The organism is Streptomyces amakusaensis (assembly GCF_039532665.1).
Taxonomy (GTDB): Bacteria; Actinomycetota; Actinomycetes; order Streptomycetales; family Streptomycetaceae; genus Streptomyces; species Streptomyces amakusaensis.
In genome coordinates this window covers 134,085-148,478 of sequence record NZ_BAAASB010000017.1, presented here as the reverse complement: position 1 = coordinate 148,478, position 14,394 = coordinate 134,085, and the positions used below count along the sequence as shown (strand labels likewise).

Genomic DNA, 14,394 nt, shown 5'->3' with positions numbered 1-14,394 from the left:
ATTCTTATGGGGTGCGAGGGCCCTGGAACACCCGGGTTTTCCACAGGCTGGAGAGGGTGCCGGGGCCCATTGTCAGTGGCAGGGGTTAGCGTCTTTGACGTGAAGAGATCGACACAAGCAAATCGGGTGGAACCCATGGCAGGAACCGACCGCGACAAGGCGCTCGACGCCGCGCTCGCACAGATTGAACGGCAATTCGGCAAGGGCGCGGTGATGCGCCTGGGCGAGCGGCCCAATGAGCCCATCGAGGTCATCCCCACCGGCTCGACCGCGCTCGACGTCGCGCTCGGCGTCGGCGGGCTGCCGCGCGGCCGGGTGGTGGAGGTGTACGGTCCGGAGTCCTCCGGAAAGACGACCCTGACGCTGCACGCCGTCGCCAACGCGCAGAAGCTCGGCGGCTCGGTCGCCTTCATCGACGCCGAGCACGCCCTCGACCCCGAGTACGCGAAGAAGCTGGGCGTCGACATCGACTCCCTGATCCTCTCCCAGCCGGACAACGGCGAGCAGGCGCTGGAGATCGTCGACATGCTCGTCCGCTCCGGCGCTCTCGACCTGATCGTGATCGACTCCGTCGCGGCGCTGGTGCCGCGCGCGGAGATCGAGGGCGAGATGGGCGACTCGCACGTCGGCCTCCAGGCCCGGCTGATGAGCCAGGCGCTGCGGAAGATCACCAGTGCGCTGAACCAGTCGAAGACGACCGCGATCTTCATCAACCAGCTCCGCGAGAAGATCGGCGTGATGTTCGGCTCGCCGGAGACCACCACCGGTGGCCGCGCGCTGAAGTTCTACGCCTCGGTCCGACTGGACATCCGCCGTATCGAGACCCTGAAGGACGGCACGGACGCGGTGGGCAACCGCACCCGTGTGAAGGTCGTCAAGAACAAGGTCGCGCCGCCCTTCAAGCAGGCCGAGTTCGACATCCTGTACGGGCAGGGCATCAGCCGCGAGGGCGGTCTGATCGACATGGGCGTGGAGCACGGCTTCGTCCGCAAGGCCGGTGCCTGGTACACGTACGAGGGCGACCAGCTGGGCCAGGGCAAGGAGAACGCGCGCAACTTCCTGAAGGACAACCCCGTCCTGGCCGACGAGATCGAGAAGAAGATCAAGGACAAGCTGGGCGTCGGAGTCAGGCCGGAGGCCCCCGGCACCGAGCCGGCACCGGCCGAGGCCGAGGCCGACGAGACCGCCAAGTCGGTGCCCGCGCCCGCCACCAAGGCCAGGTCGGCCAAGGCGGCGGTGGCCAAGAGCTAGCGGCGTACCGTGCCTTTCTCACCGAAGGGGCGAACCAGAGGACAGGGCGGCGGCTCCGGCTCGTCGAGGGCCGAGACGGAGCCGCCGCCCCAGGACCCGGCCGAGCGGGCGCGGGCGATCTGCCTGCGCCTGCTCACCGGGACCCCGCGCACCCGCAAACAGCTCGCGGACGCGCTGCACAAGCGGGAGATCCCTGCCGAGGTCGCCGAAGAGGTGCTCGCCCGCTTCGAGGACGTCGGCCTGATCGACGACGGTGCCTTCGCGGACGCGTGGGTGGAGTCCCGTCACCACGGCCGGGGCCTCGCCCGGCGGGCGCTCGCCCGGGAGCTGCGCACCAAGGGCGTGGACCCGGCCCTGATCGAGGAGGCGGTGGGGCAGCTCGACCCCGACCAGGAGGAGGAGACCGCGCGCGAGCTGGTGGCCCGCAGGCTCCGTTCGACACGCGGTCTCGACCGGGACCGCCGGGTGCGCCGCCTCGCCGGGATGCTGGCCCGCAAGGGATACGGCGAGGGGGTGGCGCTCCGGGTGGTCAGACGGGCGCTGGAGGAGGAGGGCGAGGACGTGGACGACCTGGACGAGGCCTTCTGAGCCCCGCCGGGGCCGGGGCTACCCGGCCACCGGCAGCCCCGCCTCCCGCCAGGCCTGGAAGCCGCCGATCAGATCCGTCGCCCGGTGCAGACCCAGCCGGCGGAGGGACTCCGCCGCGAAGGAGGAGGCATAGCCCTCGTTGCAGATCACCACGACCCGCAGATCGTGGCCGACCGCCTCCGGCGCCCGGTGGCTGCCCAGGGGATCGAGCCGCCACTCCAGTTCATTGCGCTCCACGACCAGCGCACCGGGGATCAGCCCGTCCCGGTCGCGCAGCGCCGCGTAACGGATGTCGACCAGCAGAGCACCCGCCGCCGCCTCCTCGAAGGCCTGCCCGGCGTCCACCCGGTCCAGGTCCTCGCGGACTCGCTCCAGCAGCTCGTCCACACCGATCCGGCCCTCACCACTGCGGCCGAGCCCCTCGCGCTCGCTCACTGCCAGTCCCCCGGGCGCTCGACATGCTCGAGACGGAGCACCGCGCCGGTCCGGCTGAAGCGCCGGATCAGCGGCAGCGGCGGATAGTACGCGTGCACCGACACCGCGTGCTCGGTGGCGGACTCGTTCAGCACCTCGTGCACATGGTGCTGTCCGAACGCCCGGCCCCGGCCCGCCGGCAGCAGCCGCTCGCGGTCCACGTCCTCGTTCAGCTCCAGGGTCTTCCAGCCGCCGGCGGGGAGCCGTACGGTCAGGGAGTGCTCCTTCAACTCGCCCGCGGCGGTGGCGAAGGCCCCCAGCGACTCGGCGTGGTCGTGCCAGCCGGTGCCCGATCCGGGCGGCCAGCCGATCAGCCAGGCCTCGCTGCCGCGCGGCCCCTCCAGGCGCACCCAGGTGCGGCCCTCGGGATCGAGGGGGAGCGAGGCGATGAGATCGGCGTCGGCGGCGGCGCGCCGCACGAAGTCGAGCAGTTCGGCGGAGCCGGGGCCCACCCGCTCGCCCCGCCCGGAGGGCGTCGGCCCGGCAGTGGCGGAGACGGGCGCGGAGACGGGTGTGGACGCGGGTGGGGGCACAGACTGGGACATGGAACCGTCCTGGGAGTTCGCTGGAGAGCGCGCGGGCACGACAGGCCACAGCGCGGTGAGAGAAGGCGAATTCAGCAGGAAGGTCGACACACGCAGCCCGCGTAGCGGAGCAGATCCATATGGACCCTCCGCCACAGGCGCACATCGGTGTCGGTCACGCTCGGGAGTAGACCATGCGGGCCACGCATGGTCAATTGACGTCCGCTGTGCGGTCACTGGGCTCCGGAGCCCGCTCACCGCCCCGGGCCGTGTCCGCCGCCGCGTACAGCTCGGCCGGCCGGACCCCGGCGAACGAGGCCACCAGATGCCCGTCCGGCCGCACCAGGAGGACCGCGTGGGCCGCCGCTCCCGGGTACTCCTCGGTCACCAGCAGCTCCGCCGGGGCGGGCAGGGCGCTCACCGCCGCGGCGAGCCTCGGCATCAGCCCCGCGCTCTGCCAGTGCCGCCGCTCCCAGACCCCGGTGCCCGGAGCCACCAGCACCACCAGCGACCGGCCCCGGCCCAGCCGGTCCCGCAGCCGCGCGGCCGTCCCGTCCGGCGCGGTCACCCGTACATCCGCGACCGGCGCGCCGTTCGCCGTGCCGACGAGGATCTGCGAGGGGGCGTGTTCGGGTGCGAGGGGGGAGTGCGCGTACACGGGGGGCGCGCCGAGCTGGCCCTGCCCCAGATGGCCGTCGGTGAGCACACTGTCGTGTCCGCGGGCCGCCCCCGGGAGGCGGACGCGCAGCACACCGCCGCCGCGCAGCGCCGGCAGCGCCTGGTCCGCCGCGCGCAGCCGCCCGGCGATCGCCGCCCGGCGCTCGGTCTGATAGCTGTCCAGCAGGGTTTCGGACGGCCCGTGGTGCCAGACCTGTGCCAGCTTCCAGGCCAGATTCCCGGCGTCCCGCAGCCCTTCGTCCAGGCCCTGGGTGCCGAGCGCGCCGAGCAGATGGGCCGCGTCACCGGCGAGGAACGCCCGGTCCGCCCGCCAGCGCCGGGCCAGCCGGTGGTGGACCGTGTAGACGCCGGTGTCGAGCAGGTCGTACGGAGGCGTCTCGCCGCACCAGCCCTCCAGGGTGTCCCGGACCCGGGCCACCAGGGTGTCGGGGGTGACCAGTTCGCCGCGCGGCGGCAGCAGCCAGTCCAGCCGCCAGACGTCGTCCGGCAGCGGCCGGGCGCAGACCTCCTCGCCGCCGGAGCGCCACGGCGGCTGACGGTGCAGCATCGCCTCGCCGGGCCAGGGGAGTTCGGTGCGCAGGGTGGCGACGGCGTGCCGTTCCACCGCCGTACGGCCGGGGAAGCGGATGCCGAGGAGCTTGCGGACCGTCGAGCGGGCCCCGTCGCAGCCCACCGCGTGGCTGCCGCGCCACCAGGTCGCCGCCGGCCCCCGGGTGTGCACGGTGACGCCGTCGGCGTCCTGCTCCAGCGAGTCCACACGGCTCTCGGCGATCACCTGGATCAGGGGCTCGTCCCCGACCGCGTCCCTGAGTCCGCGGGTCAGCGCGTGCTGGGGGATGTGCAGCGGGGCCCCGGCCGTGTCCTCGGACGGGGAAAGGTCCGGGGCGGCGTCCAGCGTCAGCTGCCGTACGCCCTGCTTGCGCCGCATCAGACGCCAGCCGGTCCAGCGGGCCCCTTCGTCACGGACCGTGGCGCAGCCCAGCCTCTCCACCATGGCCGCCGTGTCGGCGCGCAGCACCACCGTGCGCGCGGGGCGCGGCTCCTCGCCGCCGGTGCTCTCGTCGAGCACCACGGAGGGCACCCCCTGCTGGGCGAGCGAGAGCGAGAGAGCCAGCCCGACCGGACCCGCGCCGACGACGATCACCGGGTCCACGGTGTGACTCCTGAGGCTCGACGGGGCACGAGGGGCACCGGGGTCACTGGGGTCATGCCGGCGGATGTGCTGCGGGCCCGGTGCGTGATCACAGAACGTATGCAACCGACTGGGGGTTCCTCCGTCAAGTGACGGGCGGGCCGTATGCGCGCGTGCGCGGGGCCGCCGGGCGCGGAGCACATGCGGCGAGGCGGGAGAGGGGCGGCGGCCCCCCGCGCCGCCGCCCCTCTCCCGCCTCGCCGTGATCCGGTGCGGATCAGACCGTGCCCGGGCCCCCCACGCTGCCGCCGGCGTCGACCGTCTTGATGTCGACGACGGCCCCGGTGCCCTTCTTCCCCTTGCGGACCCGGGCCTCGAGCCAGCTCGCGAAGGAGGTGAGGGCGAAGTTGAGCAGGATGTAGATCAGCGCGATCACGGTCAGCGCGGCGATGGTGTTGGCGCCGTAGTTCGCGGTGATCGCACGGTTCTGGTACATCAGCTCGGAGAATCCGAGCAGCGCGCCGCCGAGCGCGGTGTCCTTGACGATGACCACCAGCTGGCTGACGAGCGCCGGCAGCATCGCCGTCACCGCCTGCGGCAGCAGGACGAAGGTCATCGCCTGGCCCTTGCGCATCCCGATCGCCTTGGCGGCGTCCGTCTGCCCGTTCGGCAGCGAGAGGATGCCCGCCCGGACGATCTCGGCGATGACGGAGGCGTTGTACAGGACCAGGCCGGTGATCACCGCGTACATCGGCCGGATCTCCGACTCGATGTCGGTGAACTGCACGAAGGCGGCGCTGGCGAACATCATCAGCAGCAGTACCGGAATGGCGCGGAAGAACTCGACCACGACCCCGACGGGCTTGCGCACCCAGCCGTGGTCGGAGAGCCTGCCGATGCCGAGCGCCGCGCCGAGCGGCAGGGCGATCAGCACGGAGAGCGCCGCCGCCTTGACCGTCTCCCAGAGTCCCGGCAGCAGGAAGGTGGTCCACACCCGGGAGTCCGTGACGAACGGGCTCCACTTCTTGGACTCCAGTTGCTCCTTGTCGGCCATGGTGCCCAGTACCCACCAGGCCAGCAGGGCGAGGACGGCGAGGAACCCCACGGTGTAGAGGATGTTGCGCTGTTTGGCCTTCGGGCCGGGGGCGTCGTACAGAACAGAGGTCATCGCTTCACCGCCACACGCTTGGCCACCCAGCCGAGCAGCAGGCCCGTGGGCAGAGTGAGCACCACGAAGCCGAAGGCGAAGACCGCGAAGACCGCGAAGATCGCGTCGGCCTCGTTCTCGATCATTTCCTTCATCAGCAGCGAGGCCTCCGCCACGCCGATGGCCGCGGCCACGGTGGTGTTCTTGGTCAGGGCGATCAGCACATTCGTCAGCGGGGCGACGACCGCGCGGAACGCCTGCGGGAGGACTATCAGGGTCAGCACCTGGAAGAAGCCGAGTCCCAGCGCCCTGGCCGCCTCGGCCTGGCCGACGGGCACGGTGTTGATGCCGGAGCGCAGTGCCTCGCAGACGAAGGTGCCGGTGTAGGCGGTCAGTCCGAGGACGGCCATCCGGAAGCCGATGTCCGCGAAGTTGTCGGCCCCCATCGAGAACCCCAGCGTCTGGCTGAGGCCCAGTGAGCAGCCGATGATGACCAGCGTCAGCGGGGTGTTGCGGACCATGTTGACGTACGCGGTCCCGAAGGAGCGCATGATCGGGACGGGGCCCACCCGCATACCGGCCAGTGCCGTTCCCCAGATCAGGGAGCCGATGGCCGAGTAGACGGCGAGCTGGACCGTCATCCAGAACGCGTCGAGCAGGTCGTACTGCCCGGAATCAAGGAAGTCGAACACGTTGACCCGCGATCTCTCCTGGTTGGATCGTGGCGCGTGCCACCGGCCGCGGCCGGTGGCACGTCACCGTGGCCTCAGCTGGTCTCGGTGATGGCGGGCGCGGGGTCGTTCTTGTAGTTGGCCGGGCCGAAGTTGGCCTTGATGGCCGCCTCCCAGGCGCCGTCCTTCTGCATCTTCTCCAGCGCCTTGTTGATCTTGCCCTGGAGCTCCGTGTCGCCCTTCTTGAGGCCGATGCCGTAGGGCTCGTCGCTCAGGCTCAGACCGACCAGCTTGAACTTGCCCTGGTGCTCCTTCTGCGCCGCGAAACCGGCCAGGATGGAGTTGTCGGTGGTCAGGGCGTCGTAGGCCTTGTTCTCCAGGCCCGTCAGACACTCCGAGTAGCCGCCGACCTGCTGAAGGTCGGCCTTGGGCGCGAGCCGGTCCTTGACGTTCTGCGCCGAGGTGGAGCCCGAGACCGAGCAGAGCTTCTTGTCGTTGAGGTCCTCGGCCTTGGTGATCGTGGTCTCGTCCGCGCGGACCAGCAGGTCCTGGTGGGCCATCAGATACGGGCCGGCGAAGCTGACCTCGGCCTTCCGCTTGTCGTTGATCGTGTAGCTGGCGGCGACGAACTTGACGTCACCGTTGCGGATCAGCGTCTCGCGCTCGGCGCTGGGCGACTCTTTCCAGATGATGTCCTCGGCCTTGTGGCCGAGTTCCTTGGCGATGTACGTGGCGACGTCGACGTCGAAGCCGGTGTACTTGCCGTCCGAGGTCTTCAGACCGACGCCGGGCTGGTCGAACTTGATGCCGATGGTGATCTTGTTGCCGCTGTCGTCGCCGGAGCCGCTGCCACCGCCGCAGGCGGTGAGCACCAGGGAGAGAGTCAGACCCGTGGCGATCGCCACCGTTGCCTTGCGGAGCTTCATGGTGAACATCCCTTACGTCGTGGTTCGTCGGCTCGTCAGTGGTGCAGGATCTTCGACAGGAAGTCCTTGGCCCGGTCGCTGCGCGGGTTGCTGAAGAACTCCTCGGGCTGGGCCTCTTCGACGATCCGGCCGTCGGCCATGAAGACCACCCGGTTCGCGGCGGAGCGGGCGAAGCCCATCTCGTGGGTGACGACGACCATCGTCATTCCGTCCCGCGCCAGCTGCTGCATGACTTCGAGCACCTCGTTGATCATCTCCGGGTCGAGCGCGGAGGTGGGCTCGTCGAAGAGGATGACCTTGGGGTCCATCGCCAGCGCCCGGGCGATCGCCACCCGCTGCTGCTGGCCGCCGGAGAGCTGCGCGGGGTACTTGTCGCTCTGGGAGCCGACGCCGACCCGGTCGAGGAGTGCGCGCGCCTTCTTCTCCGCGACCTTCTTCTCCGTGCGCCGGACCTTGACCTGGCCCAGCATCACGTTCTCCAGCACGGTCTTGTGCGCGAAGAGGTTGAACGACTGGAAGACCATGCCGACATCGGCGCGGAGCCTGGCCAGCTCCTTGCCCTCCTGCGGCAGCGGCTTTCCGTCGATCGAGATCGAGCCGGAGTCGATCGTCTCCAGTCGGTTGATGGTGCGGCACAGGGTGGACTTGCCGGACCCGGAGGGTCCGATGACGACCACGACCTCGCCCCGGGCGATGGTCAGATCGATGTCCTGGAGCACATGCAGGGCGCCGAAGTGCTTGTTCACGCCGTTCAGCACGACCAGGTCGCCCGCGGCGGGGACAGTGTCCCCGGGGCCCTTGGTCTTTGCTACTCCGCTCATCGGCTTCTCGCTCCGTCCTCCTCGGTTGGGAGGACAGTAGTGAGACGGTGCGACCAGCGTCATTACATCTGAGCGGAAATTGAGGATAACGATCTGGCTTCGCGTGGACACGATGGGTGAAGGGGATGGCCCGCGGCGTACCGGGTGGGTAACGGAAAGCGGCGGGCGGGCGAATGTCTCTTGACTGGCCCGGCGCGCATCGGCCTTGATGCCATGGTGCCCGGAGACGCCGGCCGCACCGCACACTGGAGTACGGCCGCAGCGCGCCCGCGCCGGGGCCGACCGCCCGGAACCGGGCCACCGGAACCGGGACCGGACCGCATCGGAACGGGCACGGGGGCGGCCCGATCCCGCACACTCTTCGTACAAGGCCTTCGTACAGGCCTTCGTACAAGGCACGGCGCCGGCACCGGCGTGAACCGACCGATGACCGATCGCACGACCCGAAAAGGGGGGCCATGAGGCTGCTGCTCGTCGAGGACGACGACCATGTCGCCGCGGCCCTGTCCGCGGTGCTCGCCCGGCACGGCTTCGACGTGGTGCACGCCCGCAACGGCGAGGAGGCGCTGCACGCCGTCCTGCCCGCGACGCATCCCGGCAAGCCGCCGTTCGGTGTGATCCTGCTCGACCTCGGCCTGCCCGACCAGGACGGCTACCAGGTGTGCGGCAAGCTCCGGAAGATCACGACAACTCCGGTGATCATGGTGACGGCCCGGTCCGACGTGCGCTCCCGGATCCACGGGCTCAACCTCGGGGCCGACGACTACGTCGTCAAGCCCTACGACACCGGGGAACTGCTGGCCCGTATCCACGCAGTCAGCCGGCGCACCGTCACCGGCGACGACCCCTCGGGAGCGGTGCCGGACGACGGGCTGCGCCTCGGCCCGATGACCATCGAACTGCCCACCCGCCGGGTCAGCGTCCACGGCGAGGCCGTACAGCTCACCCGCAAGGAGTTCGACCTGCTGGCGCTGCTCGCCCAGCGGCCGGGGGTCGTCTTCCGCCGGGAGCAGATCATCAGCGAGGTCTGGCACACCAGCTGGGAGGGGACCGGCCGCACCCTGGAGGTGCATGTCGCCTCGCTGCGCTCCAAACTCCACCTGCCCACCCTGATCGAGACCGTGCGCGGCGTCGGCTACCGACTCGTCGTGCCGACCGCCTGAACCTGCCCGTGCGCACAAGACTCCTTCCCCTGCTCATCGTCCTCATGGCGGGCGTGCTGCTCGCGCTCGGTTTCCCGCTCGCCGTGAGCGTCGCCGCCGCGCAGCAGCAGCGGGTCGTCGTGGACCGCATCGACGACACCGTGCGGTTCGCGGCCCTGGCGCAGTTCGTCCAGGGCGACGACAGCCGCGGTGAGCGGCGCTCCACGCTTCAGGAGCAGCTCAACCGCTACAACGCCACCTACGGCATCAGCGCCGGCGTCTTCGACCGGGACGGCGACACGACGGCCCGCTCGCCCGAGGGCTGGTCCGTGCCTGTCGCCGGAGAGGGGGCCAAGGCGTTCCAGGAGGCTCTGTCGGGACGGCGCAGTCAGGATCCGCCACAGGTGTGGCCCTGGCAGTCGGACGGCCGGCTGGTCGTCGCGTCCCCCGTGGTGCTGGACGGCGACGTCGTCGCCGTCGTCTTCACCGACTCGCCCACCGAACAGCTGCGTTCCCGGATTCTGAACGGCTGGCTGCTGATCGTCGCGGGGGAGGCCGCGGCGATGCTGGTGGCGGTCGGGGCGGCCTTCCGGCTCACCGGCTGGGTACTGCGGCCCGTACGCGTCCTGGACGCCGCCACGCACGACATCGCGACCGGGCAGCTGAACTCCCGGGTCGCGGCGGCGAGCGGCCCGCCGGAACTCCGCCGGCTGGCGCGCTCCTTCAACGAGATGGCCGACAACGTCGAGGAAGTACTCGAACAACAGCGGGCCTTCGTCGCCGACGCCTCCCACCAGCTGCGCAATCCGCTGGCCGCGCTGCTGCTGCGGATCGAACTCCTCGCCCTCGAACTCCCCGAGGGCAATCAGGAGATCGCTTCCGTCCGCACCGAGGGCATGCGGCTGGCACAGGTCCTCGACGATCTCCTCGATCTGGCGCTGGCCGAGCACACCTCCGCCTCCCTCGAACTCGTCGACGCGGGCGAACTCACCGCCGAACGGGTCGCCGCATGGCGTCCGGTCGCCGACGAGAAGGGCGTCCTGCTCGTCGGTCCGAAGGCGGCGGTCACCGCCTGGGCCGATCCGATCGCGCTCTCCAGCGCCCTGGACGCGGTGATCGACAACGCCCTGAAGTTCACCCCGGGCGGTGCGGAGGTCACCGTGTCCGTCACCTCGGACGGCCCCCTCTGCTCGATCGTGGTCACCGACGGCGGCCCGGGCCTGACCGACGAGGAACTCTCCCGCGTCGGCGACCGCTTCTGGCGGAGCGGCCGGCACCAGAACGTCAAGGGTTCGGGGCTGGGGCTGTCCATCTCACGCGCCCTGCTCTCGGCCGGCGGCGGCGGAATCTCCTACGCCCACCACGAGCCGCGCGGCCTGAGGGTGACGGTCACCGTGCCCCGCACGGCCCCCTGAGCCCGGGTGGCCCCGGCTTCGCCGGTCAGGGCTTCTCCGAGGCGTAGTAGCGGGCCGCCCCCTCGTGCAGCGGCAGTGGGTCCGTGTAGATCGCGGTCCGCAGGTCCACCAGCTGCGCGGGGTGGACCGTCTTGCCTATGCGGTCCCTGCTCTTGATCACCGTACGGGTGAAGCCCTCGACCATCGCCGCGTCCATCCGGTCCGTGGTCACCAGGAGATTGGGCACCGCCATCGTCGACACCGACAGCCTGCTCTGGGCCTCCGCGTAGGCGTCCGGCGGCATCACGGCCAGCCGGTAGTAGCTCGCGGGTCCGCTGGTGGCGTGCACCTTGTCGATCAGATCGGACTCCAGGGGCACCAGCCGGATCGGCAGCCGCTCCGACAGCTTCTGCACGGCTCCGGTCGGCAGTCCGCCCGACCAGATGAAGGCCTCCAGATCGCCCCCCTCCAGCAGCCCCGGAACGGTGTCTATCCCGGCCGGCACGGCCGTGATGTCCTGGGCCGGGTCGAGCCCCGCGGCGGCCAGCAGCCGGTCGGCGACCAGCCGGACCCCCGAGCCGTCGGGCCCGACGCCCACCGATCTGCCGCGCAGATCCCCGATCTTCTTCACCGGCGAGTTCTTGGGCACCACAAGCTGCACATAGTCGTCGTAGAGCCGGGCGCAGCCGCGCAGCCGGTCGGCCCCCGGCCTGCCGTCCTGCGCGTACTTCGCGACGGCGTCGGCCGTGGCGATGGTGAAATCCGCCTCGCCCGCCGCGACCCTGGCCAGATTCTGCTGCGAGCCCTCGCTGGTCCGCAGCTCTATGTCCACCTCGGGCAGATCCCTGGCGAGCGCGTCCTTCAGCAGGACGCCGTACCGCTGGTACACCCCGTTCTGCAGGCCGGTGCTGAAGGTGACCGTGCCCGCCGGCCGGGGGTCGCCCATGGGGAACAGCCACCAGAGCAGCAGCCCGAGCAGCACCGCCACCGCCGTCGAGGCCTGGAGGGCACGACGGCGGGCGGGGCGGGACAGGGCCTGGAACATGCTTGCGATCCTGCCAGGTCGCTTCCCGCGATGGCCAGGGCCGTGTCCAGTGCACGCCAGAAGCGGAATACGGCCTCCGGCGGACGCGGCCGGACCCCGGGCCCGGCCGGTGCGCGGACGGCCCGGCCGGTCTCCCGGCCGAGGGGGTATCGCGCGGTATCCCGGGGTATCACCGCAGGTCCGGGCTCCGGGGCCGGAGCTGTCCCCCGTACCGCCTACCCTTGTCACATGACCAGCAGTGACCGGAGCCAGGCAGTGGACGTTCAGCGCAGTTACGAGATCCGCACCTACGGGTGCCAGATGAACGTCCATGATTCCGAACGCCTGTCCGGTCTGCTGGAGGGCGCGGGCTATGTCCGCGCACCCGCGGGGGCCGACGGCGACGCCGATGTGGTGGTCTTCAACACCTGCGCCGTCCGGGAGAACGCGGACAACAAGCTCTACGGCAACCTCGGCCGTCTCGCCCCGATGAAGACACGGCGTCCCGGCATGCAGATCGCCGTCGGCGGCTGCCTCGCCCAGAAGGACCGCGACACCATCGTCACCCGGGCCCCCTGGGTCGACGTCGTCTTCGGCACCCACAACATCGGCAAGCTGCCCGTCCTCCTGGAGCGCGCCCGGGTCCAGGAAGAGGCCCAGGTCGAGATCGCCGAGTCGCTGGAGGCCTTCCCCTCGACCCTGCCCACCCGCCGTGAGTCCGCGTACGCCGCGTGGGTCTCCATCTCGGTCGGCTGCAACAACACCTGCACCTTCTGCATCGTGCCCGCGCTGCGCGGCAAGGAGAAGGACCGCCGCCCCGGCGACATCCTCGCCGAGATCGAGGCCCTGGTCTCCGAGGGCGTCTCCGAGATCACCCTGCTCGGCCAGAACGTCAACGCGTACGGCTCCGACATCGGCGACCGCGAGGCCTTCAGCAAGCTCCTGCGCGCCTGCGGGAAGATCGAGGGGCTGGAGCGCGTCCGCTTCACCTCGCCCCACCCGCGCGACTTCACCGACGACGTGATCGCGGCCATGGCCGAGACGCCGAATGTGATGCCGCAGCTGCACATGCCCCTCCAGTCCGGCTCGGACACCGTGCTCAAGGCGATGCGCCGGTCCTACCGGCAGGAGCGCTTCCTCGGGATCATCTCGAAGGTCCGCGCCGCCATCCCGCACGCCGCCATCTCGACCGACATCATCGTGGGCTTCCCCGGCGAGACCGAGGAGGACTTCGAGCAGACGCTGCACACGGTCCGCGAGGCGCGCTTCGCGAACGCCTTCACCTTCCAGTACTCCAAGCGCCCCGGCACCCCCGCGGCCACCATGGACGGCCAGATCCCCAAGGCGGTCGTCCAGGCGCGCTACGAACGCCTGGTCGCCGTCCAGGAGGAGATCTCCTGGGACGAGAACAAGAAGCAGGTCGGCCGGACCCTGGACGTCATGGTCGCCGAGGGCGAGGGCCGCAAGGACGGCGCGACCCACCGTCTCTCCGGCCGGGCCCCCGACAACCGGCTGGTCCACTTCACCAAGCCGGACCAGGAAGTCCGCCCGGGCGACGTGGTGACCGTCGAGATCACCTACGCCGCGCCGCACCATCTGCTCGCCGAGGGACCCGCCGGCGCGGTGCGCCGCACCCGCGCCGGGGACGCCTGGCAGAAGCGCCAGGACGCCCCGGCCGCCAAGCCCGCCGGAGTGATGCTGGGCCTGCCGCAGATCGGCGTCCCCGCACCCCTCCCGGCCGCCGCCGCCCCGGCGTGCGGTATCGGCTGACCGCGCCCCGCGACCGTCCTTTCGCCCGTACCCGCCCGTACCCCCGGAAGGGGAGGGCGGGGCGGGCACTAGGCTGCGGATCATGCTTGTCGCCGCCGCCGTGTGCCCCTGTCCGCCGTTGCTCGTGCCCGAGATCGCCGCGGGCGCGGCCGCCGAACTGGACGCGGCCAGGGCCGCCTGCGCCGACGCCGTCGGCGTGCTCGCCGCCTCCCGGCCCGATCTGCTGGTCGTCGTCGGCCCCGCCGACGGGACGGCGGGCCCGGGCACGCACCGCACCGGGGCGGCCGGCTCCTTCCGGGGCTTCGGCGTGGACCTCGGCGTACTCCTGGGACCGGGCCCGGCCCGGGAGCGGCCCCTGCCGCTCTCCCTCACCGTCGGCGCCTGGCTGCTCGACCGGGCCGGCTGGGCCGCCTCGCCCGTCGAGGGCCTGGGAGTGGCGCGGGACATGGCACCCGCCCCCGCCCTCGCCGCCGGCCGGGAGATCGGCGAACGCGCCGAACGCGTGGCCGTGCTCGCGATGGGCGACGGCAGCGCCTGCCGCAGTCTGAAGGCCCCCGGCTATCTCGACGAGCGGGCCGAGGACTTCGACGCGCTCGCCACCAGGGCCCTGGGGGACGCGGACACCGCCGCGCTCGCCGCCCTGGACACGACCCTGGCGTACGAACTCCAGGCCGCCGGCCGGTCCGCCTGGCAGGTGCTCGCCGGAGCGGCGGAGGGAGCCGGGCTCGCGGGACGGCTGCTCTACGCCGACGCCCCCTACGGCGTCGGCTACACCGTGGCCGCCTGGTCCTGAGCGACGGGAACGGCGCGGCCCGAGGGGCCCGAGGGACCCCGCACACACGAAACGCCGGA

15 protein-coding genes are annotated in these 14,394 nt (G+C 71.4%); 6 read left to right on the top strand and 9 right to left on the bottom strand.

Annotated features, from left to right (window positions below):
* Positions 1-135: 135 nt before the first annotated feature.
* A complete protein-coding gene (recA, locus tag ABD371_RS27290) occupies positions 136-1,251 on the top strand; it encodes a recombinase RecA (protein WP_344482333.1) in 1,116 nt (371 codons plus the stop codon).
* A gap of 9 nt (positions 1,252-1,260) precedes the next feature.
* Positions 1,261-1,839, top strand: coding sequence for a recombination regulator RecX (gene recX / locus ABD371_RS27285; protein WP_344482330.1), 579 nt, complete (start codon positions 1,261-1,263; stop codon positions 1,837-1,839).
* A gap of 18 nt (positions 1,840-1,857) precedes the next feature.
* On the opposite strand, the gene ABD371_RS27280 is transcribed toward recX, so the two are convergent.
* The 8 genes from ABD371_RS27280 to ABD371_RS27245 all read right to left on the bottom strand — a co-directional run bounded on the left by ABD371_RS27280 (position 1,858) and on the right by ABD371_RS27245 (position 8,212).
* Positions 1,858-2,274, bottom strand: a complete 417-nt coding sequence (locus ABD371_RS27280) for a rhodanese-like domain-containing protein (protein ID WP_344482327.1) — start codon at positions 2,272-2,274, stop codon at positions 1,858-1,860.
* Positions 2,271-2,858 (bottom strand): cupin domain-containing protein, encoded by a 588-nt coding sequence (locus ABD371_RS27275; RefSeq protein WP_344482324.1) that lies wholly within the window; start codon positions 2,856-2,858, stop codon positions 2,271-2,273. The genes ABD371_RS27280 and ABD371_RS27275 overlap by 4 nt, the downstream gene beginning before the upstream one ends.
* A 71-nt stretch (positions 2,859-2,929) precedes the next feature.
* A complete protein-coding gene (locus ABD371_RS27270) occupies positions 2,930-3,046 on the bottom strand; it encodes a putative leader peptide (RefSeq protein ID WP_344482321.1) in 117 nt (38 codons plus the stop codon).
* A 2-nt stretch (positions 3,047-3,048) separates the two neighbouring features.
* Positions 3,049-4,668, bottom strand: a complete 1,620-nt coding sequence (locus ABD371_RS27265; protein WP_344482318.1) for an FAD-dependent monooxygenase — start codon at positions 4,666-4,668, stop codon at positions 3,049-3,051.
* 256 nt (positions 4,669-4,924) lie between these two features.
* On the bottom strand, positions 4,925-5,815 hold the full coding sequence (locus ABD371_RS27260) for an amino acid ABC transporter permease (protein ID WP_344482315.1): 891 nt from the start codon (positions 5,813-5,815) through the stop codon (positions 4,925-4,927).
* Entirely contained in the window at positions 5,812-6,486 is a 675-nt protein-coding gene (locus tag ABD371_RS27255) for an amino acid ABC transporter permease (protein WP_344482313.1), read from the bottom strand. The genes ABD371_RS27260 and ABD371_RS27255 overlap by 4 nt, the downstream gene beginning before the upstream one ends.
* Positions 6,487-6,560: 74 nt before the next feature.
* Positions 6,561-7,391, bottom strand: a complete 831-nt coding sequence (locus tag ABD371_RS27250) for a glutamate ABC transporter substrate-binding protein (protein WP_344482311.1) — start codon at positions 7,389-7,391, stop codon at positions 6,561-6,563.
* Positions 7,392-7,426: 35 nt separating this feature from the next.
* Positions 7,427-8,212, bottom strand: a complete 786-nt coding sequence (locus tag ABD371_RS27245; protein ID WP_190125043.1) for an amino acid ABC transporter ATP-binding protein — start codon at positions 8,210-8,212, stop codon at positions 7,427-7,429.
* A 458-nt stretch (positions 8,213-8,670) separates the two neighbouring features.
* Here ABD371_RS27245 and ABD371_RS27240 point away from each other — a divergent pair, with 458 nt between their 5' ends.
* Both ABD371_RS27240 and ABD371_RS27235 read left to right on the top strand, forming a co-directional pair.
* Positions 8,671-9,375, top strand: a complete 705-nt coding sequence (locus tag ABD371_RS27240; RefSeq protein ID WP_344482307.1) for a response regulator transcription factor — start codon at positions 8,671-8,673, stop codon at positions 9,373-9,375.
* Positions 9,376-9,383: 8 nt separating this feature from the next.
* Positions 9,384-10,769 (top strand): sensor histidine kinase, encoded by a 1,386-nt coding sequence (locus ABD371_RS27235; protein ID WP_344482304.1) that lies wholly within the window; start codon positions 9,384-9,386, stop codon positions 10,767-10,769.
* A gap of 25 nt (positions 10,770-10,794) precedes the next feature.
* On the opposite strand, the gene ABD371_RS27230 is transcribed toward ABD371_RS27235, so the two are convergent.
* Positions 10,795-11,793 (bottom strand): TAXI family TRAP transporter solute-binding subunit, encoded by a 999-nt coding sequence (locus tag ABD371_RS27230; RefSeq protein ID WP_344482301.1) that lies wholly within the window; start codon positions 11,791-11,793, stop codon positions 10,795-10,797.
* Positions 11,794-12,021: 228 nt separating this feature from the next.
* Here ABD371_RS27230 and miaB point away from each other — a divergent pair, with 228 nt between their 5' ends.
* Positions 12,022-13,542, top strand: a complete 1,521-nt coding sequence (gene miaB / locus ABD371_RS27225; protein ID WP_344482298.1) for a tRNA (N6-isopentenyl adenosine(37)-C2)-methylthiotransferase MiaB — start codon at positions 12,022-12,024, stop codon at positions 13,540-13,542.
* 82 nt (positions 13,543-13,624) lie between these two features.
* On the top strand, positions 13,625-14,335 hold the full coding sequence (locus tag ABD371_RS27220; protein ID WP_344482295.1) for a class III extradiol ring-cleavage dioxygenase family protein: 711 nt from the start codon (positions 13,625-13,627) through the stop codon (positions 14,333-14,335).
* Positions 14,336-14,394: the final 59 nt, after the last annotated feature.

Coding starts and splice junctions, on each gene's coding strand:
- recA (WP_344482333.1), top strand. CDS start 136: ATGGCAGGAACCGACCGCGACAAGGCGCTCGACGCCGCGCTCGCACAG.
- ABD371_RS27245 (WP_190125043.1), bottom strand. CDS start 8,212: ATGAGCGGAGTAGCAAAGACCAAGGGCCCCGGGGACACTGTCCCCGCC.
- ABD371_RS27275 (WP_344482324.1), bottom strand. CDS start 2,858: ATGTCCCAGTCTGTGCCCCCACCCGCGTCCACACCCGTCTCCGCGCCC.
- ABD371_RS27230 (WP_344482301.1), bottom strand. CDS start 11,793: ATGTTCCAGGCCCTGTCCCGCCCCGCCCGCCGTCGTGCCCTCCAGGCC.
- ABD371_RS27250 (WP_344482311.1), bottom strand. CDS start 7,391: ATGAAGCTCCGCAAGGCAACGGTGGCGATCGCCACGGGTCTGACTCTC.
- miaB (WP_344482298.1), top strand. CDS start 12,022: ATGACCAGCAGTGACCGGAGCCAGGCAGTGGACGTTCAGCGCAGTTAC.
- ABD371_RS27240 (WP_344482307.1), top strand. CDS start 8,671: ATGAGGCTGCTGCTCGTCGAGGACGACGACCATGTCGCCGCGGCCCTG.
- ABD371_RS27270 (WP_344482321.1), bottom strand. CDS start 3,046: ATGCGTGGCCCGCATGGTCTACTCCCGAGCGTGACCGACACCGATGTG.
- ABD371_RS27260 (WP_344482315.1), bottom strand. CDS start 5,815: ATGACCTCTGTTCTGTACGACGCCCCCGGCCCGAAGGCCAAACAGCGC.
- ABD371_RS27220 (WP_344482295.1), top strand. CDS start 13,625: ATGCTTGTCGCCGCCGCCGTGTGCCCCTGTCCGCCGTTGCTCGTGCCC.